The organism is Gordonia desulfuricans NBRC 100010 (genome assembly GCF_001485495.1).
Taxonomy (GTDB): Bacteria; Actinomycetota; Actinomycetes; order Mycobacteriales; family Mycobacteriaceae; genus Gordonia; species Gordonia desulfuricans.
Map to the genome: position 1 here is coordinate 1 of NZ_BCNF01000086.1, position 21,749 is coordinate 21,749.

Annotated in this window: 22 protein-coding genes; 13 read left to right on the plus strand and 9 right to left on the minus strand. The window is 68.3% G+C overall.

The features are described from left to right. Positions 1-100 precede the first annotated feature (100 nt). Entirely contained in the window at positions 101-1,186 is a 1,086-nt protein-coding gene (locus tag GD1_RS14565; RefSeq protein WP_059037808.1) for an XdhC family protein, read from the plus strand. Here the strand turns inward: GD1_RS14565 and GD1_RS14570 are convergent. Then, positions 1,166-3,010 (minus strand): purine-cytosine permease family protein, encoded by a 1,845-nt coding sequence (locus GD1_RS14570; protein WP_244882744.1) that lies wholly within the window; start codon positions 3,008-3,010, stop codon positions 1,166-1,168. The two genes, GD1_RS14565 and GD1_RS14570, sit on opposite strands and share 21 nt — an antisense overlap. A 136-nt stretch (positions 3,011-3,146) precedes the next feature. Continuing rightward, positions 3,147-3,878, minus strand: coding sequence for an enoyl-CoA hydratase (locus GD1_RS14575; RefSeq protein WP_059037788.1), 732 nt, complete (start codon positions 3,876-3,878; stop codon positions 3,147-3,149). Between the two features lie 112 nt (positions 3,879-3,990). Between GD1_RS14575 and GD1_RS14580 the strand changes: the two genes are divergently transcribed. The 5 genes from GD1_RS14580 to GD1_RS14600 are packed head-to-tail and all read left to right on the plus strand — an operon-like array spanning position 3,991 to position 8,261. Next, positions 3,991-5,121 carry an NAD(P)-binding domain-containing protein gene (locus GD1_RS14580; RefSeq protein WP_059037791.1) on the plus strand — a complete coding sequence of 377 codons (1,131 nt, stop codon included), beginning with the start codon at positions 3,991-3,993 and terminating at the stop codon, positions 5,119-5,121. A 32-nt stretch (positions 5,122-5,153) separates the two neighbouring features. After that, entirely contained in the window at positions 5,154-5,441 is a 288-nt protein-coding gene (locus tag GD1_RS14585) for a helix-turn-helix transcriptional regulator (protein ID WP_020793465.1), read from the plus strand. A gap of 50 nt (positions 5,442-5,491) precedes the next feature. Continuing rightward, positions 5,492-6,184 carry an ABC transporter permease gene (locus GD1_RS14590; protein WP_244882746.1) on the plus strand — a complete coding sequence of 231 codons (693 nt, stop codon included), beginning with the start codon at positions 5,492-5,494 and terminating at the stop codon, positions 6,182-6,184. Beyond that, positions 6,181-7,077, plus strand: a complete 897-nt coding sequence (locus GD1_RS14595; RefSeq protein WP_059037792.1) for an ABC transporter ATP-binding protein — start codon at positions 6,181-6,183, stop codon at positions 7,075-7,077. Before GD1_RS14590 ends, GD1_RS14595 begins: the two co-directional genes overlap by 4 nt. Continuing rightward, a complete protein-coding gene (locus GD1_RS14600) occupies positions 7,074-8,261 on the plus strand; it encodes an ABC transporter permease (RefSeq protein ID WP_059037794.1) in 1,188 nt (395 codons plus the stop codon). The genes GD1_RS14595 and GD1_RS14600 overlap by 4 nt, the downstream gene beginning before the upstream one ends. A gap of 199 nt (positions 8,262-8,460) precedes the next feature. Here GD1_RS14600 and GD1_RS14605 read toward each other — a convergent pair whose 3' ends face one another. The 4 genes from GD1_RS14605 to GD1_RS14620 form a co-directional block, all read right to left on the minus strand. Continuing rightward, positions 8,461-9,810, minus strand: coding sequence for a cryptochrome/photolyase family protein (locus GD1_RS14605; protein ID WP_059037796.1), 1,350 nt, complete (start codon positions 9,808-9,810; stop codon positions 8,461-8,463). 39 nt (positions 9,811-9,849) lie between these two features. Beyond that, the gene (locus GD1_RS14610) at positions 9,850-10,215 is read right to left on the minus strand and encodes an FKBP-type peptidyl-prolyl cis-trans isomerase (protein ID WP_020793402.1); all 366 of its coding nucleotides are present in this window, start codon (positions 10,213-10,215) and stop codon (positions 9,850-9,852) included. Positions 10,216-10,256: 41 nt separating this feature from the next. Then, positions 10,257-11,582 carry a citrate synthase gene (locus GD1_RS14615; RefSeq protein ID WP_083534221.1) on the minus strand — a complete coding sequence of 442 codons (1,326 nt, stop codon included), beginning with the start codon at positions 11,580-11,582 and terminating at the stop codon, positions 10,257-10,259. 61 nt (positions 11,583-11,643) lie between these two features. Further along, positions 11,644-12,591, minus strand: coding sequence for a carbohydrate kinase family protein (locus tag GD1_RS14620; protein ID WP_020791983.1), 948 nt, complete (start codon positions 12,589-12,591; stop codon positions 11,644-11,646). Positions 12,592-12,673: 82 nt separating this feature from the next. On the opposite strand from GD1_RS14620, the gene GD1_RS14625 reads away from it, so the two are divergent. From GD1_RS14625 to GD1_RS14635, 3 genes are all read left to right on the plus strand, one after another. Continuing rightward, entirely contained in the window at positions 12,674-13,357 is a 684-nt protein-coding gene (locus GD1_RS14625; RefSeq protein WP_059037798.1) for a 5-oxoprolinase subunit B family protein, read from the plus strand. Then, positions 13,354-14,226, plus strand: coding sequence for a 5-oxoprolinase subunit C family protein (locus GD1_RS14630; RefSeq protein ID WP_059037800.1), 873 nt, complete (start codon positions 13,354-13,356; stop codon positions 14,224-14,226). Before GD1_RS14625 ends, GD1_RS14630 begins: the two co-directional genes overlap by 4 nt. Positions 14,227-14,311: 85 nt before the next feature. After that, complete coding sequence (locus tag GD1_RS14635) at positions 14,312-15,343, plus strand: oxygenase MpaB family protein (RefSeq protein ID WP_083534224.1); 1,032 nt, start codon at positions 14,312-14,314, stop codon at positions 15,341-15,343. 39 nt (positions 15,344-15,382) lie between these two features. On the opposite strand, the gene GD1_RS14640 is transcribed toward GD1_RS14635, so the two are convergent. After that, positions 15,383-15,652: a DUF2277 domain-containing protein gene (locus GD1_RS14640; protein ID WP_053778218.1), complete on the minus strand. Its 270-nt coding sequence runs from the start codon at positions 15,650-15,652 to the stop codon at positions 15,383-15,385. 70 nt (positions 15,653-15,722) lie between these two features. Continuing rightward, the gene (locus tag GD1_RS14645) at positions 15,723-16,691 is read right to left on the minus strand and encodes an NADPH:quinone oxidoreductase family protein (protein ID WP_053778191.1); all 969 of its coding nucleotides are present in this window, start codon (positions 16,689-16,691) and stop codon (positions 15,723-15,725) included. Positions 16,692-16,752: 61 nt separating this feature from the next. Here GD1_RS14645 and GD1_RS14650 point away from each other — a divergent pair, with 61 nt between their 5' ends. Continuing rightward, complete coding sequence (locus tag GD1_RS14650; RefSeq protein WP_053778192.1) at positions 16,753-17,448, plus strand: class I SAM-dependent methyltransferase; 696 nt, start codon at positions 16,753-16,755, stop codon at positions 17,446-17,448. 325 nt (positions 17,449-17,773) lie between these two features. Here GD1_RS14650 and GD1_RS14655 read toward each other — a convergent pair whose 3' ends face one another. Further along, positions 17,774-18,397 carry a TetR/AcrR family transcriptional regulator gene (locus GD1_RS14655; protein ID WP_059037802.1) on the minus strand — a complete coding sequence of 208 codons (624 nt, stop codon included), beginning with the start codon at positions 18,395-18,397 and terminating at the stop codon, positions 17,774-17,776. 108 nt (positions 18,398-18,505) lie between these two features. On the opposite strand from GD1_RS14655, the gene GD1_RS14660 reads away from it, so the two are divergent. The 3 genes from GD1_RS14660 to GD1_RS14670 are packed head-to-tail and all read left to right on the plus strand — an operon-like array spanning position 18,506 to position 21,611. Further along, on the plus strand, positions 18,506-19,891 hold the full coding sequence (locus GD1_RS14660) for a flavin-containing monooxygenase (protein WP_059037804.1): 1,386 nt from the start codon (positions 18,506-18,508) through the stop codon (positions 19,889-19,891). Beyond that, the gene (locus tag GD1_RS14665; RefSeq protein WP_059037806.1) at positions 19,888-20,859 is read left to right on the plus strand and encodes an alpha/beta hydrolase; all 972 of its coding nucleotides are present in this window, start codon (positions 19,888-19,890) and stop codon (positions 20,857-20,859) included. Before GD1_RS14660 ends, GD1_RS14665 begins: the two co-directional genes overlap by 4 nt. Then, complete coding sequence (locus GD1_RS14670) at positions 20,856-21,611, plus strand: SDR family NAD(P)-dependent oxidoreductase (RefSeq protein WP_174519060.1); 756 nt, start codon at positions 20,856-20,858, stop codon at positions 21,609-21,611. The genes GD1_RS14665 and GD1_RS14670 overlap by 4 nt, the downstream gene beginning before the upstream one ends. Positions 21,612-21,749 lie beyond the last annotated feature (138 nt).

Below are 21,749 nucleotides of genomic sequence, written 5' to 3' on the forward strand. Positions count from 1 at the left end.
TCTCCGCAGCCGACGCTGGGTGGTGACCACCTCGGAAGCCTCGATCAGCACCGATCCCCGCCGATTCGCAATCTCACATGCACGGGCGGACACTGAGAAGATGCGTGACGTACTGCCCGCCCTGATCGACCGCCTGGCCGCCGGTCCGGTGGCGCTTGCCCGCGTGATCACGACGACGGGGGCCTCCCCCCGCGGTGTCGGGGCGTCGATGCTGGTCACGGCGTCGGGTGAGGTGATCGGATCGCTGTCGGGCGGATGTGTCGAGTCGGCGGTGGTGTGCACCGCCGAACAGGTGCTCGCCGACGGCGTGGCGGTGATCGAGCACTTCGGGGTCGCCGAACCGGAAGGTATCGGGATCGGCCTGACCTGCGGCGGAGAGCTCGAGGTGTTCACCGAGCGGGTGACCGATCGGCAGCTACCCGAACTGTACGAGCTCGCCGATGCGCTCGATGCCGGTATCCCGATCGCCTGGACCACCACGCTCGGCGGGTCGCCCCGCTGGCAGCTGACCAGCACGCGGACACCGTCGTCGTCTCCCGGTCTCGGTCACGACATCGACGATCTGCTGCGCACCGGACGCAGCGGCGTCGTCGGGGTGGACGACTGCGAGACCCCCGAGGCCGACGCGATGCCGCGGCCGCGGACCTTCGTGCACACCTTTGCCCCTGGATCGCGGTTGATCCTGGTGGGCGCCAACGACTTCGTCCGTGCACTCGGATCGATGGGCACCTCGTTGGGGTATCGGGTCACCGTGGTGGATGCACGACCGGTGTTCGCCACCCGGGCACGCTTCCCCGATGTCGACGAGGTGATCACGATGTGGCCGGACCGCTATCTGGCGCAGGAGATCTCGGCCGGGCGCGTCGATCACCGGACGTGCGTGTGCGTGATGACCCACGACGCCAAGTTCGACGTCCCCACCCTGCAGGTGGCGCTCTCCTGCCCCGACATCGCCTTCATCGGTGCGCTCGGTTCCCGACGGACTGTCACCGACCGGGCAGAACGCCTGCGGGAGAACGGGGTCGACGACGATCAGCTGGGGCGGCTGCGCTCCCCACTCGGCCTGGACCTGGGTGCACACACCCCGGCGGAGGTGGCCGTGTCGATCGCCGCACAACTGATCGCCGAACGACACGAACGCACCGCCTCGCCGCTACATCGGACCTCAGGGCCCATCCACCGCTGAACCGTCCTTCGTGACACCGTCGGCAGTCATCGCATCGTCATCGGCTTCTGCGGAAGCGGATTCGGATGCAACGGCAGTGAGATCGGTGGTCGAGGACGGCACCGGCTGTGCGGGCAGCACGTGCTCACCGGAGCGGTCGCAGCTCAGCGCGAGGGAACTGATGTACTGCTTCTCGCCGTTCGGGCCGGGGACCGCGGAGGCGATCATGTCGGGCCGCTCGAACTCGATGCCGGTGACGCAGCACATCAGCTTCGCATCGCTGGGGTTGCCGTGCTCGTCGTACATCGGCAGGTCGATGCCGTCGTCGGTGCGCCGCAGGTAGTAGCGGCCGCCGGTGGCCAGGGCCAGCACCGGGGGCAGTGCCACCGCGAGGATCAGCGCGACCAGCGGCGAGTACGGCTGGATCGCATCGCCGAAGACGTTGAAGTACACCAGGATCGACGCACCGGCGGCCACGATCAGGGAACCGAAGCCGACGGGGTTGACGTTGTAGAGCATGCCCCGCCGGAACTCGGGCTGCTTGGGCGAGATGCCGAGCAGGTACTTGTTGATCGCGATGTCGGAGGCGACGACGGCGATCCACGCGATACCGCAGTTGGCGTAGAAGTTCAGCAGGTTGTTGAGGAAGCTGAACATGTCGGCCTCCATCAGCACGATGGCGATGATCACGTTGAAGAACAGGAACACCAGCCGGCCCGGGTAGGTCTTGGTGACGCGGGTGAACGCGTTGGTCCACGCCAGCGACCCCGAATAGGCGTTGGTGACATTGATCTTCACCTGCGAGATCACCACCAGGATCACCGCGAGGGTCAATGCCAGCCAGTGCGGCAGGAAGTCCTGATAGATCTCGACGAACTGGTGCACCGGCTGGTTGGCGATGCCCGCGTTGTCGACGGAGATGCCGATCAGGTACACCGCCAGGAACAGTCCGACGATCTGCTTGATCGCACCGAAGAACACCCAGCCCGGTCCGGCGGTGAGAGTGGCGATCCACCACCTGCGCGTGTTGTCGGGGGTGCGCGGCGGCATGAACCGCAGGTAGTCGATCTGTTCGGCGATCTGCGCGATCAGTGACAGGCACACACCGGCGGCGAGCATCGTCCCGGCGAAGCTGACTCCCTTGCCCGCCGGGTTGCCGTCGGCGTCGACACCGCTGAACGCGAAGAAGTCACCGATCGCCGACGGATGCTTGATCACCAGGTACGCGAACGGCAGGACCATCATCACCAGCCACAGCGGGGTGGTCCACACCTGCAGTTTGGCCAGGGTGTTCATACCGTAGATGACCAGCGGGATGATCAGCACCGACGACAGCAGATAGCCCACCCACAGCGGGATCTTGAGCCCCAGCAGAAGCCCCTGCGCCATGATCGATCCTTCGAGGGCGAAGAAGATGAAGGTGAACGACGCGAAGATGACGTTGGTGAGAACCGAACCGTAGTAACCGAATCCGCTGCCGCGGGTGATCAGGTCGAGGTCGATGTTGTAGCGGGCGGCATAGTAGGCCAGCGGGTAGCCGGTGAGCACGATGACGACGGCGAAGAACAGGATGCCCCACAGGGCGTTCCCGGTTCCGTTGGCGATGCCGATGTTGGCGCCGATCGCGAAGTCGGCCAGGTAGGCGATGCCGCCGAGTGCGGAGATGGCGACGACGCCCGGCCCCCACTTGCGGTAGCTGCGGGGTGCGAACCGCAACGTGTAGTCCTCGAGTGATTCGCGTGCGGCGGCCGCCTGGGCGCCGGTGGCGATGATGCCATGTTCGGCGTTCTCGATCTCGCCGATCTCGGCCGTGAAATCCTCCACCCCGTGGTGATCCTTCGACACGTCGTCCCCTTCCGGTCACGGATTGGGCCAACGCTAGAAAGCTGCGGTTACGCCGGGCTCGCCGCCGCGTTTCCGACACGTAACGCCGGGCCGATCGGCCCGGCGTCGGAAAAGTCCGAAATTCGGTGTGCTGGAATCACTTTCCGGAGAAGTTGGGCTTGCGCTTCTCGGTGCGTGCGGCCCGCCCCTCGGCGAGATCCTCGCTCTGCCAGGCCTTGAGCATGGCGGCCTGACGGTCGGCGGGCGGGTCGTTGCGGGCGCCGTCGCCGTTGAGCACCATCTTGTAGTGCTGCAGGGTCAGTGGCGCCAGTTCGGCAATGGAGGCGGCCCAGTGCTGGGCGTCGGCGAGGTCACCGATGCGGTTGGCGAATCCGAGGGTGTGTGCCCTGTCGGCGGAGATCGGCTCACAGCCGATCAGCATGCCACTCGCCTGCCCCGCACCGACCAGCGAGACCAACCGACGGATCGTCCACTCGTCCACGGCGACACCGAGTTTCGCAGCCGGAATACCGGCGATGGCATCCGGCGCCATGACCCGCAGATCGGCGGCCATGGCCAGCTGCAGGCCGGCACCGAGGGCGGCGCCGTTGAGCGCGGCGATCACCGGGACCGGGGTGGCCTCGATCCGCTGGAGAGTGGCGACGAGCTTGTCGAGGAATCCGGGCTCGTACACCGGACCCGACAGGTCGGCACCGGCGCTGAACACCGTTCCGGCACCGGTGAGCACGATGACCCGAGATCCGCCGTCGACCGCGGCGGTGAAGGCGTCGCCGATGCCCGCGAGGACATCGTCGTTGAGGGCATTGCGCTTGTCCGGACGATCGAGCGTGATGGTCGTGACGGCACCGTCGACACTGCTGACAATCATGGCCCCAGAGCCTACCCACCCGCGCCCGCGCAGGCGCGCCCGGCGCGATCGGTGTGGCGGATTCGCGGCGGGCCCGTTCGTGCCGGTGACCGGTCCGTGACAGGCTGGCCCGGTGCGCACCCACACCGACGTGCTGATCATCGGCGGCGGCCAGGCCGGCCTGTCGGCGGCCTACTTCCTGCATCGATTCGGGCTCGGCGACCGCTATCAACTGCTCGACCACGCCCCCGGCCCGGGCGGCGCCTGGCAGTTCCGCTGGCCGACGCTGACCCTCGCGGCCGCCAACCGGGTACACGATCTGCCCGGGTTCGGGCTGGTCGAGGCGCTCGGTGGTGACTGTGATGCCTACCCGGCGTCGACGGCGGTCCCGGACTACTTCGCGCAGTACGAGAAGCGGTTCGGGTTGCACGTGGAACGGCCGGTGCACGTCCGGTCGGTGACACGCGACGGGGACGGCTTCCGCGTGCACCTGCGGCCCGATCCCGCCGGCGAGAAGCCCACCGAGATCACCACGGGTGCGCTGATCAACGCGACCGGCACCTGGGATCGCCCGTTCATCCCGCACATCCCCGGGATCGAGGACTTCGGTGGGCGGCAGCTGCACACCCACGACTACACCGGCCCCGAGGAGTTCGCGGGCAAGCGCGTCCTGGTGGTGGGTGCGGGTATCTCGGCCGTCCAGCTGCTGATCGAGATCGCCCGGAACGCCCCGGGTGTGCAGACGTTCTGGTGCTCGCGCCGCGAACCGTCGTTCGATCCGACGCCGTTCACCCCGGAGAAGGGCCGTGCGGCCGTCGCCCGTGTGGACGAGCGCGTTCGCGCGGGGCTGCCGCCGACGTCGGTGGTCTCGGTGACCGGATTGGCCCTGACGCCGGCGATCGACGCAGCGCGCCGCGACGGCATCCTCACCTGGCGGCCGATGTTCACGCGGATCACCGAGACCGGCGTGTGCTGGGACTGCGGCGGTACGGGCTCCGACGGCACCGCCGAGACCGCACTGGACGTCGACGTCATCTTCTGGAACACCGGTTTCCGCAGTTCACTGGACCATCTCTCGCCGCTGCGGCTGCGCGAGCCAGGCGGTGGGATCACCATGACCGGGCGCCTGGCCACCGTCGTCGCCGACGACCCGCGTATCCAACTGCTGGGATATGGCCCGTCGGCGTCGACGATCGGCGCCAACCGGGCGGGCCGCGAGGCCGCCCGCACCGTCGCCGACCTGCTCGAAGTCCAGACTGTTTGACATCCTGTTGGGTTTTCCCAACAATCGGATGGGTGAGTCCGGTCAGGCGGGGTGAGAAGCTCCCCATCTTCAACCGACTCGGCGTGCTGCGCGCCGAGCGTCGGATGAGCCGGGCTCAGCTGGCCGAACTGGTCGGTGTCAACGTCCAGACCGTCGGAGCGCTGGAGCGGGGTGATCACTACCCCAGTCTCGATCTGGCCTTCCGGATCTGCGACGTCTTCGACCTGCCGGTCGAGGCCGTCTTCAGCCGGTCGGAGTTCGGGGCGATGTCGGCCGAACTGTACCGGCGGCCGGTCCCCGACGCCGGTACGCCCACCTGAGGCGGATCAGAACCCAGTCCACGAGCAACCGTCCCTGGTGGAGGTGCACGATGTACGACCCCAACTCGGCGATACCCGAGGAAGCACAACCGGTGTTCTGGCGCCGCTTCGACGCATGGCGTGGCGAACGGCATCAACGATTCACCGCGCGCAACGCCGGCCGGCTACACAGCTGGCGCAACCGGCGCACCTACCGCCGGGTCGTGGTCGCCCAGATGATCACCATGCTGGTGATGCTCGTCGGTGCCGTCGCGGCCTTCGTCGACAAGATCTGGTTCGCCATCCCGTTCGTCGGAGGCGCCCTGGCCACCCTCGTCTGGCAGCGAATCCTGCGCATCATCACCGGATCGATCGGTGACGCACCGGTCACCGCCCTCGACGAGATCCAACTGGCACAGCGCAATTCGGCACGCTCGCTGGCATTCATCGTCCTGTTCACCCTGATGTTCATCCCGTACTTCGTCCTGGTCGGGCTGTCGGTGCACGACGAGGTGGCCGGTCAGACGGTGTACGGGGTGGCGATCCTGCTGGTGTCGTTGCTGTTGAGCGCCGGGGTGCTGCCGTCGATGCTCATCGCCTGGTGGATGGCCGACCCGGATCCCGATGACTACGAGGTGATCCCAGCCCTGCCGGACACCCCCGGCCACCTCGACCCCGTCCCGCGCGACCCCACTCATCTCGACCCCGCCCGTCTCGACCCCGCCCATCTCCATCCGGCCGATCAGAAAGGACCTCACCGATGACCGGCATCCTGGCCGTCGACGGCCTGCACAAACGTTTCGGGGATGTGATCGCATTGCGCGACATGACCTTCGATGTCCGCCCCGGCGAGATCTTCGGATTCGTCGGCAGCAACGGTGCCGGCAAATCCACCACGATGCGGATCATCCTGGGCGTGCTCGCCGCCGACTCCGGCGAGGTACGCCTGGGCGACAAGCCGATCGACCTCGTCACCCGGCGCAAGATCGGCTACATGCCCGAGGAACGCGGGCTCTATCCCAAGATGAAAGTCGGTGAGCAGCTGCAGTTCCTGGCCCGGCTGCACGGGCTCAGCGCCGCCGGCGCCCTCGCCAGCGCCCGCCACTGGACCGACCGGCTCGGCGTGGCAGCACGATTCGACGACAACGTGGGCGACCTGTCCCTCGGCAACCAGCAGCGCGTGCAGCTGGCCGCCGCCCTGATCCACGATCCCACCGTCCTGGTGCTCGACGAACCGTTCTCCGGACTCGACCCGGTGGCCGTCGATGTGATGAGTGAGGTCCTCCAGGAGAAAGCCGGCGAGGGCATCCCGGTGGTCTTCTCGTCCCATCAGCTCGACCTCGTGCAACGGCTGTGCGATCGGGTGGGCATCGTCGCCCGCGGCGAGATGCGCGCCATCGGAGCCGTCGACGATCTGCGGGCCCGCGGCGGCGTCACCCTGGAGGTGACCGGCCCGCCCACCGACCGGCGCTGGGCCGATGGTCTGCCCGGCGTGCTGACCGCCGACTACGGCCCGACCACCGCCCTGCGCGTCGACCCGGCCGTCGTCGACGACCAGCAGGTCCTGGCCGCCGCCCTCACCGTCGGACCGATCCACCGGTTCACCACGTCCACCCCGTCGCTCACCGACCTGTTCCGAGAGGTGGTCACCGCATGAGTGCACCATCGGCGTCCTCCGCGATCTGGCTGATCGCCCGGCGCGAGATCGTCACCCGAGCCAAGACCCGATCCTTCGTGATCACCACCGGCGCCTTGATGCTCATCATCATCGTGGGCTCGATCATCTGGTCGGCATTGTCCGGCGGCGGCCCGAGTACCGAGCGGGTCGGACTCGTCGGCGACGCCCCGGGCCTGTCGGCCACCCTCGAGGCATCCGGGAAGGCCGCAGGCACCCCGATCGACGTGGTGACCGTGCCGTCGGAGCAGCAGGCCCGCGACGACGTGTCCTCGGGAGATCTCGACGCCGCGATCGTCGCCGGCCCGTCCGATCAGTTCGTCCTGCTCGGCATATCCGGTGTCGACGACACCCTGGCCGGGATCGTGCACGCCTCGATCGATCAGTCGGTCCTGGCCGCGGGTCTGGCCGAACACGGGGTCGATCCGGCGTCACTGCCCCGCGCCAGCATCCGCACCGAGGAGACCTCACCGACCAAACCCGATGAGGGACAACGGATCGCGGTGGCCCTCGTCGGCTCCATCCTGCTGATGATGGCGATCATGACCGGCGGCGCGATGGTGGCGGTGGGTGTGGTCGAGGAGAAGACCTCCCGCATCGTGGAGATCCTGCTCGCGACCGTCAAACCGCTGCATCTGCTGTGGGGCAAGATCCTGGGCATCGGCCTGATCGCCCTGGTCCAGGTGGTGTTGCTCGGCGCCACCGCACTGATCGCCGGTGCCGCCACCGGCCTGCTCACCATCGCGGGCACGGCGATCGGCATGTTCGCGGCGGTCCTGGTGTGGTTCGTCCTCGGCTTCCTGTTCTTCGCGATCCTCTACGCCGCGACCGGTGCCCTGGTCTCCCGGCAGGAGGAGCTGAACTCGGCGATCACCCCGTTGACCGTGCTCTCCCTGGCGGTGCTGTATGCCGGGATCTTCGGCATCCAGGCCCTCGACTCCACGTTCATCACGGTGCTCAGCTGGATTCCACCGTTCAGTGCGGTGCTGATGCCGATCCGGATCGCCACCGGCGACACCGACGTGGTGCAGGTGATCGTCACCGTCGTACTGATGATCGCGGCATGCCTGCTGGCCACCTGGCTCTCCGCCCGCATCTACCAGCGGTCGATCCTGCGCACCGGCACCCGGGTGTCGTTCCGGGAGGCCCTGAGCATGGCCCGCTGACCCGGCCGGCTCGTATGCAGCAGGAGCGCCCACCGGGCGCTCCTGCTGTGTGAGAGGGGCATACGAACGATCTGGCGCCACCGAATGCACCGGTGACGCCCCCACAGCCTACGACGGGCCGTCAGGCGCCCGCCACCGGCCATCCCATGACCCCGTCCCGAAGGCGCCGGGCCTGCTCCTGCTCGTGCATCCGAGTCGCTCAGAGACCACCGAACCGGCGCAGCGCCTCGGCGCGTTCGGCCTGATGGTCGACGATCGGTTCCGGATAGCGGTCGGTCCCGAACTCCGGCACCCAGCGCGCCACGTAGCGGCCGTGCGGGTCGAATCGCTTCGCCTGGGTGGCGGGGTTGAACACCCGAAAGTACGGTGCGGCATCGGTTCCCGTGCCCGCCGCCCACTGCCAGCCGTGCTGGTTGGAGGCGATGTCGCCGTCGACGAGCTGGTCGAGGAACCATCGCGCACCCCACCACCACGGCAGATGCAGATCCTTGACCAGGAACGACGCCGTGAGCATCCGGACCCGGTTGTGCATGAACCCGGTCTCGGCCAGCTCTCGCATCCCCGCGTCGACCAGCGGGAAGCCCGTCCGGCCCGCGCGCCAGGCGTCGAAGCGCGCCCGTGCGGCCGCATCGGTGTCGAGTTCGATCTCGTCGAAACCCCGATTCCAGTTGTGCCAGGCCGACTCCGGCCAATGGAACAGCACATCGGCGTAGAAGTCGCGGAAGGCCAGCTCCCGCAGATAGGCACCGGCGCCGGGGCTGTCGGAACCGGGAGTGCCGGGCCCGAACAGGTCGACCACCATGGTGCGGGGGTGGATGTTGCCGAACTTCAGGTACGCCGACATCCGGCTGCTCGCATCGAGATCCGGGCGGTCGCGGTCCTCGGCGTAGCGGGCGAGCCCGGAACCGACGAAGTCCTGCCATCGTGCGGCCGCCGCGGCCTCACCGGCGCGCATCGGCGAGGCCACCGGCGCCGGCGGGATGCGCACGCGCCCGGACGCCTCGACGTCGTCGGGGTCGACGATGCGCGCCTGATCGCTCGACGTGGCGGCCGGCAGTCTCCACCCGTGTGCCTGCCATTGCCGGAAGTACGGTGTGAACACCTTGTACGGGTCACCGTCGGATTTGCGGATCCGCCCGGGCGACACCAGATACGGCGAACCGATCAGCTCCAGGACGACACGGTCGGCACCGCTGTCACCGTCCGGGTGCGCCAGGGCCGCGGCGACGGCGGCGTCGCGGCGCCGACCGAACGGTGAGGGATCGTGTCCGGCGTACACCGCACCTGCGCCGACGGTGCGGACCAACCGTGGGATCTCGGTCTCCGGGCGCCCCCGGACCACCAGGAGTCGCCCGTCCAGCGCATCATCGAGGAACCGCAACGAGTCATAGAGGAAGGCGAGGCGCCGGTCGCCCGCCGAGCGTTCGAGCCGGGGGTCGAGGACGAAGCAGGGCAGCACCGCCCGGCCGTCGCCGGTCGCCGCGGCCAGTGGGGGCAGATCGCCGATGCGCAGATCCCGCCGAAACCACAACAACGCCGGTGCCGACATGTCTGCGGCACCGACGTTGTGAGGAGGATTCGAGATGGCCTATCCGACCCCGAGCAGGTCGATGACGAAGACCAGCGTGCGGCCGGACAGACGATGTCCGCCGCCCGCCGGACCGTAGGCGAGCTCCGGCGGCACGGTCAGCCGACGACGACCGCCGACCTTCATGCCGGGGATGCCCTCCTGCCAGCCCGGGATCAGCCGCTCCAGCGGGAAACGGGCGGACTGACCACGATCCCAGGAGGAGTCGAACTCCTCACCGGACTCGAAGTCGACGCCGACGTAGTGGACGTCGACGACGTCGCCACGCTGCGCCTGGTCGCCGTCACCGACGACGAGGTCGGTGACCTCGAGTTCGACCGGGGCCGGGCCCTCGGGGAATTCGACCTCGGGCTTGGTACTGCTCACGGGACTCTCCTTTGAGTCGGTTCGAGTAGCGCCGGGAACGCTCAGCGCTCGCCGAGGCCGATGTAGTCGCGCTCGGTGTAGCCGGTGTACAGCTGACGCGGGCGACCGATCTTGGTGGTCGGGTCGGCGTTCATCTCACGCCAGTGCGCGATCCACCCGGGCAGACGGCCGAGGGCGAACAGCACGGTGAACATGCGGGTCGGGAAGCCCATCGCCCGGTAGATGACGCCGGTGTAGAAGTCGACGTTCGGGTAGAGCTTGCGCTCGATGAAGTAGTCGTCGCTGAGGGCGACCTCTTCGAGACCCTTGGCGATGTCGAGCAGATCGTCCTGCACGCCCAGCGATTCGAGGATCTGGTCGGCGGTCTTCTTGACGATGGCCGCACGCGGATCGTAGTTCTTGTAGACGCGGTGCCCGAAGCCCATGAGCTTCACGCCGTCTTCCTTGTTCTTGACCTTGGCCATGAACGCCTTGGTGTCGCCACCGGCGGCCTTGATGTCCTCGAGCATCTCGAGCACGGCCTGGTTGGCGCCACCGTGCAGCGGGCCCCACAGGGCGTTGATGCCACCGGAGATCGAGGTGAACAGGTTGGCCTGCGACGAACCGACCAGGCGCACCGTCGAGGTGGAGCAGTTCTGCTCGTGGTCGGCATGCAGGATGAACAGCATGTCGAGGGCCTTGGCCACCTTGGGGTCGACCTCGTAGGGCTCGGCCGGGAAGCCGAAGGTCATCCGCAGGAAGTTCTCGACCAGCGACAGCGAGTTGTCCGGGTAGAGGAACGGCTGGCCCGCGGACTTCTTGTAGGCGTAGGCCGCGATGGTCGGCAGCTTGGCCAGCAGGCGGATGGTCGACAGCTCGACCTGCTCCGGGTCCTTCGGGTCCAGCGAGTCCTGGTAGTAGGCGCTCAGCGCGTTGACGGCGCTGGAGAGCACCGGCATCGGGTGGGCGTTGCGCGGGAAGCCGTCGAAGAACCGCTTGAGATCCTCGTGCAGCAGGGTGTGCCGCTGGATCTTGTTGGTGAACTCCTCGAGCTGGCTGGTGGTCGGCAGCTCACCGTAGATCAGCAGGTAGCTGACCTCGATGAAGGTGGACTTCGCGGCCAGCTGGTCGATCGGGATACCGCGGTAGCGCAGGATGCCGGCGTCACCGTCGATGTAGGTGATCGCCGACTTCGTCGACGCGGTGTTGACGAAACCACCGTCGAAGGTGGTCAGACCCGTCTCCGACAGGAACTTGCCGAGGCCGACCGAGTCACTGCCTTCGCTGGCCGCCAGGATCGGGAGATCCAGCGTCCCGCCCGGGTAGGTGAACGTCGCCGTCTCCGGCTTTGATGTTTGCGCGCCGGTGGGAACCGTTTCAGCGGACACTCGTGGACCCCTTCGTTCAGGTGCGAGATTTTCCTTCTCGTCCGTTCAGGACTCTTGAGTATTAAACGTAGTCTGTTCGAAGCTCGCTCGCCCACGGAGGGTCCGCACCGGGGCGTGACACCGTGACCGCCGCCACAGCGGTGGCATGGGCGGCGATCTCGGTCCAGGCGTCGTCGGAGAGGCCGGCAGCCGCCTGCGACGAGAGCGCCCCCAGCCGGTCGACGCGATGCAGGACCGCCCCCATGATGCTGTCACCTGCGCCGATAGTGTCGGCGACACTCACCGGCGGGGCCGGGACATGATTCCTGCCGGAGGCGGTGATCACGTCGATGCCGTCGGCGCCGGCGGTCACGAGCACCACGGCCACACCCGCGGAGATCCAGTCCTCGGGACGACTTCCGGACGGCCCCTGCGCGAGCCAGGACGCGTCCTCGTCGGAGAGCTTGACGATGTCGACCGCGTCCATCCAGGAGGCGAAGCGGCGACGGTAGGCGTCCGGGTCGGAGATCACCGCGGCGCGGATGTTGGGATCGCAGGCCACCAGGCGGCCCTCGGCGTGACTGCGCCGCAGGATGGTCTCGTACACCGTCGCACCCGGTTCCAGGACCAGCGACAACGTGCCGAAACACACCGCAGAGGCGGTCGGTGCGAACGGCCCCGGGTCGTCGACCAGGCGCGATGCCGTGCCGTCGAGGTAGAAGGTGTAGTGCGCGGCGCCGTCGGAACCGATGGTGGCCAAGGCGAGCGGCGTGGCCTCCGGACGCCGCTGCACCAGGCTGGTGCCCACCCCGGAATGCCACAGTGCGGCCATGATGGCCTCGCCGTAGTCGTCGGTGGACACCGCCGAGCAGAACGACACCGCACTGCCCAGCCGGCCCAGGGTGATCGCCACGTTGAACGGTCCCCCGCCCAGCGCCGGCTGCAAGGGCGCCAGTCCATCGGACGGGCTCGCCGAAGCGGTGGAGACGACGTCGACGAGCGCCTCACCGCAGACCACGATCTCCCTCATCGGGGTGCGCTCCCGGGGCGCCGCACGTTCACGACGCTCAGTGTGCCATCCGCCCGTGGGCGCGGGAGTAGATTCGGTGTCCATGAGCGAGCTGTCGAGAAGCGAGCTTCCCGCGGGCCCGGATGCCGTCTTGCTCGACTTCGCCGGTGCACCCGATGCGGCGCGGGCCGTGACACACACCGACCATCGGCTGCGGGCGGCGTGGGCGGCGGGCGAGCTGCCGACCCTGACCGACATCGTGCCGAGCGCCGAGACGGTGCTCGTGCAGTTCGAATCCGGCTCGGGTGTCGACCACCTCGGCCTCCGTCGGGTATTGCGTTCGGCCGGAACAGGTTCCGCCGGAATCGCCGATGCCGGGGCCGACGAGGTCCGGATCCCGGTGGACTACGACGGCCACGACCTGGCGGCGGTCGCCGGGGCACTCGACGTGGGCGTCGACACGGTGGTCCGAATGCATTCCCAGACCCGGTGGCGTGTCCAGTTCATGGGTTTCGCACCGGGTTTCGGGTATCTGGTGCCGGCCGACGACCCGAACCATCCACTCACCCGGATCGGCCGGCGCGACGAACCGCGGACCCGCGTCCCGGCGGGGTCGGTGGCCATCGCGGCCGGCTACTCGGCGGTGTATCCGCGACAGAGTCCGGGCGGATGGAATCTCCTGGGGCACACCGACATCATCCTGTGGGACGAACATGCCCCGAATCCCTCGACATTGTCGGCGGGGATGACGGTGATCTTCGACGACGTGACCGGACGGCAGAAGTGACCCTGATCGAGATCGTCGCCCCCGGTCCGCTGGCCACCATCCAGGATCGCGGCCGGCCGGGATATGCCCATGTCGGGGTGCCGCGGTCGGGGGCGGCCGACCGGCCCTCGATGGATCTGGCGAATCGCCTTGTCGGCAACGACGACTCGGCCGCGGTCATCGAGGCCACCCTGGGCGGTCTGCGGATTCGGACCGACACCACCGTACTGGTCGCGGTGACCGGCGCCCCGGTACCGGTCCGCGCCGGCGGCCTGTCGGTGGCCGTCGGTACCGCCGTACCACTTCCCGCGGGCGCCGAGCTGGCGTTGGGCACCCCGGCGCACGGGTGCCGGACCTATGTCTCCGTACGCGGCGGATTCGACGTCGCGACCACCCTCGGGTCCCGGTCCACCGACACCCTGTCCGGCCTCGGGCCCGCTCCCCTGTCGCCCGGCGACGTGGTGGGCGTCGGCGACCTGCACGGCCCGTGGCCCGCGGCGACCGAGGCGCCACTGGATTCCACCCACCCCGACGTCACCCGACTGATAGCCCGGGCCGGACCGCGGCGGGGGTATCTCGCCGACCCGTCCGGCCTGTTCACCGGCGAGTGGGTGGCCACCGCGCACAGCAATCGTGTCGGGGTTCGGGTGACGCGCCCGGCGGGTTCGGCCGCACCGGTGTTGCGACACCGCGCGGACATGCCGGAGCTGCGGTCGGAGGGCGTGGCCCACGGGTCGGTGCAGATCCCTCCGGGCGGCGAGCCGGTGATCTTCCTGGCCGACCACCCGGTGACCGGCGGATACCCCGTCGTCGCGGTACTCACCGCCTCGGCGTCGGGCCTGGCCGCACAACTGGCCGCCGGGGATCGGGTGCGCTTCGTCGAGGACTGACCGCGGGCCCGGACGGCCCGCGCCCGTGCCGGCCCACCACTGTGACGGTTGACACTATGTTGAGACGCTTCTAGAGTTTCGTCTCATGACACAGGTTGCGCCGAGCCCTGCGGACGACGTCCGCCCCGCGCCGACCCCCGCGGACCCCCAGGTCGAGTACGCACCACTCGGGCCGGATTCGCTGACCTGGCAGATCTGGGGCACCTGGACCGGCATGTTGCAGGGGCTGTGGGCCGGGTCCATCCAGAACATGCATCCCAAGCTCGGTCAGGCCGTGTGGGATCACTCCGACTTCTTCGGGGAACGCTGGCAACGGCTCCTGCGGTCGCTGTACCCGATCAGCGGCGTCGTCTTCGATTCGGTGGCCGGCGCCGAGACCGGTCACGAGGTGCGCGACTATCACCGCACGGTCAAGGGCACCATGCCCGACGGTTCGCGCTATCACGCACTCGACCCCGACGTCTTCTACTGGGCACATGCCACCTTCTGGTACGGCAACGTGCGGCTGTGCGAACGCATGGGACCGTGGCTCACCGAGGACCAGAAACGGCTGCTGTTCGAGGAGTCGAAGGCCTGGTACGCCCAGTACGGCGTGTCCATGCGACCGGTCCCGGACACCTACGAGGACTTCCTCGAGTACTGGGACCACATGTGCCGCAACGTTCTCCGCGACCACGAATCGGTCCGGACGGTCCTCGACATCTCCCTGCTGCCACCGCCGCCGTTCCTCCGGTTCATCCCGAAGTCGATCTGGCGCAAGCACATCGCCGAGCGGAACGCCAAGTTCTTCCTGTGGCTGACCACCGGGTTCTACGACGAGCCCATCCGGGAACTGATGAACCTCGAGTGGACCGAGCGCGACGAGCGGATGTTCACCCTGCTCGGCCGGGTGGTGAACCTGGTGATGCACCGCATGCTGCCGAAACGCTATCTGCGCCATCCCCGTCCGCGCGATGCCTGGGATCGGGTGCAGGGCCGGGTGCCGATGAACGCACCCCTCGTCGAGACCCCGACGCGCAATCTGCCGCCGGTCGACGAGCGCGACAACCCGATGCACTACTGCCCGATGCATGCCGCGCGCCGGGCCACCTACCCCGGACGGGTCGACGGCGACTGACCCGTCGGCGTCCGCCGGTCGGCGATCACACGACGCCGGTCATCCCCGCGCCGCGATCCGGGCCTGTACCTCCGGCCGGCGCAACGGCGGCACCGTCTTCGGTGGTTGCCGTCGCGCCGGCAGTTCGGCGAGCAGTTCACGGGTGGCCGCGGCGACCGCCGAGACCGCCGCGTCGAAGGCATCGGCGTTGGCCGCCGACGGATGCCGGACACCGCTCACCTTGCGTACGTATTGCACCGCGGCCGCGGTGATCTCGTCCTCGGTGGCCGGAGGCTCGAGCCCCCGCAGTTCGGTGATGTTGCGGCACATGACGTTCCCCTGATCGGCGTTCCCGGCCACCCCTGTCGTGCGGTCGACCGGTGGTCGGTCTGCCCGGTTGTCAGTCGTTGATGTGGACGACCGCCTTCCCCAGGATCCGCCCCTCGGCGAGATCGGTCAACGCCTGCGACAGATCCTCGAGCGGGTAGGTGACGTTGACCGGCGGGCGCAGTCCGGCGGCGATCATCTCGGTCAGTTCGTCGTGCAGGAGACCCGGGACGCCCGGATGGGTGCGCACGTACTCGCCCCACGCGGCACCGACGACGGCGATGTTGCGGAACAGCACCCGGTTGAGCTTGACGGTGGGGATGCCGCCGGCGGCGAAACCGATCACCACATACCGGCCGTCGGGGGCCACCTGCCGCAGCGCCTCGTCGAAGACGTCACCGCCCGACGGGTCGATCATCACGTCGACGCCCTCCGGCGCGAACTCGCGCAGCTTCTCGCCCCAGCCGTCGGTGAGCGCGACGACGTGGTCGGCGCCCAGCGAGCGCAGCAGGTCCTCGGCGCCCGTGCGGTGCACGATGGCGACCACCTGCGCGCCCATCGCCTTGGCGACCAGGATCGATGCGACACCGATACCGCCCGCGGCACCGAGCACGCCGACGATCTCACCGGGGGCGGTCTGGGCGCGCAGTTTCAGGGCGAACAGTGCGGTCTGGAAGTTGATGCCGAGTGCGGCACCCTCGTCGAAGGTGAGGCCGTCGGGCATGGGCAGCAGTTGCTCGGGGGCCGCGGCGACCTGCTCGGCGAATCCACCGACCACCGACGCGACGAGCACGTTGTCGCCGGCGGAGAAGCCCGAACCCTCGGGGGCCGACCGCACCACACCCGCGACCTCGGTACCCGGGGTGAACGGTGTGGGGATGCGGAGCTGGTATTTGCCCTGGCTCATCAGCAGGTCCGGGAAGCAGATCCCGCACGACTTGATGTCGACGAGAACCTGCCCGTCGGCCGGCATCGGATCGGGGGCGTCGACGAGTTCCAGCGCGGACGGACCGGTCTCTGCGGTGAGTACCTGAGCTCTCATGCTTGCTCACCCTACGCGGAGCCGACCAAACGCATGCTTGGCAACGCTAGGATCGTCGATCATGACCGCCTCGTCGGCCTCGACGCCGCTCGCCGCCCCCTCACCCGAACGTCTCCAGGTCGCTGCCGACGCGCCCGGATTCATGCCGCTCGACGAGGCCCAGACCCTGTTCGAGATCGCCGTCGACTACCTGGACCAGGCCGAGTCCACCAAGGTCGGCGTGGAGATCGGGACCTACTGCGGCAAGTCGACGGTGTTCCTCGGCTCGGCCGCCGAGGCCACCGGTGCGGTGCTGGTGACCGTCGACCATCACCGCGGTTCCGAAGAGCATCAGCCGGGCTGGGAGTACCACGACCCCACCCTGGTCGATCCGCATGCCGGCACCCTCGACACGTCGGCGCGCTTCCGCCGCACCATGTTCGATGCCGGGCTCGAGCAGACGGTGATCGGGATGCTCGCCCCGTCGACGACGGCTGCGCGTGCGTGGGGCAAACCCGCCGACTTCGTGTTCATCGACGGCGGTCACTCGATGCAGGCCGCGCAGAACGACCTCGACGGCTGGGCGCCGTGGGTGCGCATCGGCGGTGCCCTGCTGATCCACGACGTCTTCCCCGATCCCGCCGACGGTGGACGCCCGCCGTACGAGATCTACTGTCAGGCGCTGGCCACCGGACAGTTCACCGAGGTCCGGGTGGAGGGGTCGTTGCGGGTGCTGCGCCGCGATTCGGGGGTGGTCGGCCGACCGCTGCCGAAGTAGTCGCCCGCACCCTTCATGTCCGCCCGGAATCGCCTACCGGGACCTGTCGTTGCGACGGCGCCGCCGAGCCGGGTTCATTGACCTGGCGAACCCGTAGCGAACAGGAGAATCCATGTCCGAGCAGGCCCCGGAACCGACCCTTGTCCAGAAGATCCTCACCACCGTGGCGATCAAGGTCTACCAGTTCAAGGAGAAGTTCTCCCGACGCGGTCGGTGACGTCGGATCGACATACCCCGGGCCGTGCGGCGTGGTGCTCGATGCACCTGCCCCACGGCCCGTGTCGTGCCGGGCACATCGGGGCACCCCACGGCACGTCCGGGCCCATCACGGCGCAGATCGCAACGCCGGCATGACATATCGATCGATCTGCCGCCGCACCGACACCGGATCATCGGCGTCGACCGTCGCGCTCGGCATGGTGCCCAGACTGATCAGGACGCGCGCAACCCATTCGGCGACCTCGGCCGGATCGTGGCCGGAGTGCAGCTCACCGCCGGTGATCGCCTCGTCGACGAAGGGCCGCCAGAAGGCGGCGAGGTCCGGGATCAGCGCCGCCACACCGACATCCACGCATGCCGCATACTCGTCGGGCTCGTCGGTGCGAAGCCGGAGCAGGAGCGTCCCCGGGTCGTCGTAGGCGCCGCGGCCGATCCGCACCCCGGCGGTGAGGCGGCCGGCGAACCCGTCGATCGTGGACAGTTCGGCACGGGCGTCGGTCCAGAACGAGGCGGTCAGCCGCACGATGGCCGCGCCGACCATCGCCCGCTTGTCCGGGAAGTGCCGATACAGCCATGCCCGTGACACCCCCGCCACCTCGGCGACCTGCTGCATCGTGGTGGCCCGGATCCCGTGCTCGGCCAGCAGCTTCTCGGTGGCGTCGAGCAGTCGATCGGTGACGCTGACCGCGGTGTCGGTCTCGGTGTCGGTAGCGGTCTGCGCAGGGCCCATGGCCCGACTCTAACAACCCCGGTAGACATTTTCGCGAAAGTGTCCACCGGGTACGCCGAGGAGGAGTAGACAGTTTCATAGATCTGTCAACACCACCTGAGGGGAACCATGCGCGCACGTCTTCCGCGCACCGCGGTGATCGGGGCGGGTATCAGCGGCCTGACCGCAGGCAAGATGCTCGCCGACTACGGAGTCCCGTACACGTGCTTCGAGTCGTCGGACCGGGTCGGCGGCAACTGGGCCTTCGGCAATCCCAACGGGCATTCGAGTGCCTACCGGTCGCTGCACATCGACACGTCCAAGCTGCAGCTGTCGTTCAAGGACTTCCCGATGCCGGACGAGTATCCGGACTTCCCACATCACACGCAGATCAAGGAGTACCTCGACTCCTACACCGACGCCTTCGGGTTGCGCGAGAACATCGAGTTCACCAACGGGGTCACCCATGCCCGACACCTCGACGACGGCGGCTGGGAACTACAGACGCAGCGTGGGGAGCTACGCCGGTTCGATCTGCTCGTCGTCGCCAACGGTCATCATTGGGATCCGCGGTACCCCACGTTCCCGGGCACCTTCGCCGGCATCGAGATGCATGCACACCACTACATCGACATCAGCACCCCGCACGACTTCACCGGAAAACGCATCCTGGTGGTCGGCCTGGGCAACAGCGCCGCCGACATCGCGGTCGAGTTGTCGTCGAAGGCCCTGCGTAACGAGTTGACGCTGTCGACCCGGTCGGGTGCGTGGATCGTGCCGAAGTACTTCGGCGGCAAACCCGCCGACCGGTTCTACCACACATCACCGCACATCCCGTTCTCGTGGCAGCGCAAGTTCATGCAGGTCATGCAGCCCGTGACCGCCGGGCGGCCAGAGGATTACGGCCTGCCCACACCCAATCACAAGTTCTTCGAGGCGCATCCCACACAGTCGGTGGAGCTGCCGTTGCGGCTGGGTTCCGGGGACGTCACCGCCAAACCCAACATCAGCCGATTCGACGGTGACACCGTCCATTTCGAGGACGGCACCAGCGGCGACTTCGACATCATCATCTACGCCACCGGTTACAACATCACCTTCCCGTTCTTCGATCCCGAGTTCCTGTCGGCGCCCGACAACAAGATCGACCTGTACAAGCGGATGTTCTACCCGGGTGTCGACGATCTGGTGTTCGCAGGCTTCGCCCAGGCGACGCCGACGCTGTTCCCGTTCGTCGAATGCCAGGCCCGATTGATCGGCTCGTATGCGATCGGCGCCTACCGGCTGCCACCGGTCGAGGACATGCGCCGGGTGATCGTCGAGGAGCGCGAGTTCTATTCCGGCCACATGGTTCCCAGCGCCCGGCACACCCAGCAGGTCGACTACTACCTGTACGAGCACGACATGCGCACCAAGGAGATCCCCGCCGGTCGTGCCCGCGCCGACCACCTCGGACCGATGCACTGGGCCCACGTGACCCAGCCGGCCGAGCCGACTCTGCAGGAGACCCGATGACCAGCACCGACACCCGCCGCACCGTTCGCTTCGTCTCCGCCGGCACCGAATGCGATGCCTGGTTCTTCGACGCCGCCGCCGACTCCCCCTTCGCCGGCGCCGCGGGCGTCCCGGTGGTGGTGATGGCCCACGGTTTCTGCGGCACCAAGGATTCCGGGCTCGAACCCTATGCTCGCGGCCTGGCCGCCGCCGGCCTGGCGGTGTTCGCCTTCGACTACCGCAACTTCGGCCTGTCCGGTGGCGAGCCCCGCCAGCAGGTGTCGATGACCGGCCAGATCGCCGACTACCACGCCGCGATCGACGCCGCCGTCCGGCAGCCCGGCGTCGACCCGAAACGGGTTGTGCTGTGGGGACTCTCGCAGTCAGGTGGTCACGTACTGATGGTCGGCGCCGAGCTGGCCCGCACTGCCGAGGGACGGTCGGATGTGGCCGCGGTGATCTCGATGGTCCCGATGGTCAGTGGTGTGGCCGCCGGAATCCACAACTACCCCACCGCCGGTGCTGCAGCGATGCTGCGCTCCACCGCACTGGGGATCGGCAGCGCGGTGGGCGGCAAACTGGGTCGGCGACCGCTGATGATGCCCGTCGTCGGCGCGCCGGGAGACAAGGCCGCACTGACCGCCCCCGGCTACCTGGACAGTTACCTGCGGATCGCCGGCCCGAGCTGGCGCAACGAGGTGGATGCGGCGGTGGGTCTGGAACTCGGCGCATACCGCGCCGACCGGCATGCCGCCGACGTCGACGCGCCCGTCCTGGTACAGATCGCCGACTTCGACGGTGCCGCACCGCCCCAGGCTGCCGCCAAGGCCGCCTTTGCCGCCCGGGCCGAGGTCAGGCACTATCCGTGCGATCACTTCGACATCTTCGCCGAGTCGGACGACTCGTGGTTCGGCACCACTCTCGCCCATCAGATCCTGTTCCTCACAAGGCATCTCACCGTCGATCCGATGGAGGGTCCGGTCGGATGAGTACCGCGGTGGTGGTGGGTGGCGCGTCCGGGATCGGGCGCGCCGCCGCCGATCGACTCACCGCTGCCGGGCATCACGTCGTCGTCGCAGATGTGAATGCCGACGCAGCCCGCACGGCAGCAGCCGAGATCGGCGGCGACTGGCTGTATCTCGACGTGACCGACGAGCGTTCCGTGGCCGCGGGTTTCACCGCTCTCGACGACGTGGCGGTGGTGGTGAACTGTGCAGGACTGTCGATGCCCGGGCCGATCGTCGACCTCGAGTTGTCGGCGTGGCAGACCACCGTCGACGTGTGCCTGACGGGAACGTTCCTGGTCCTCAAGCATGCCGGTCGGAGGATCGTCGACGGCGGATCGATCGTCTGTGTCGCCTCGCTCAACGGTCGCCAGCCCGGCACCGGCATGGCCGCTTACTGCGCGGCGAAGGCCGGGGTGCTCATGCTGGTCGAGGTCGCCGCACTCGAGCTCGCCGAGCGGGGTGTTCGGGTGAACGCGGTGTCACCAGGCCTGGTGGACACACCACTGACCGAGGGCATCTCGTTCATTCCGGGACTTCGCGAGGAATATCTGGAGAACACCCCACTCGGCCGGGCCGGTACACCCGGCGACGTCGCCGACACCATCGCCTTTCTGGCCTCCCCCGCGTCGGGCTGGATGACCGGATCGGCCATCGATCTCAACGGCGGCGCCCACATGCGGGGCTACCCCGACCTCCTGGGCAGGATCAAGGCACTCGCCGACGACGACGGATAAGCGCCGGCGACATCGGCCGGCGGAGGTTTCGACACGTCTCGCCAACGGCCCGTCGATGATTGAGCCGGGATCGGAGGTGGTCGCGCTGGTGACATCGGCCGTCTGAGGTTTCGACACGTCTCGTCAACGGCCCGTTGA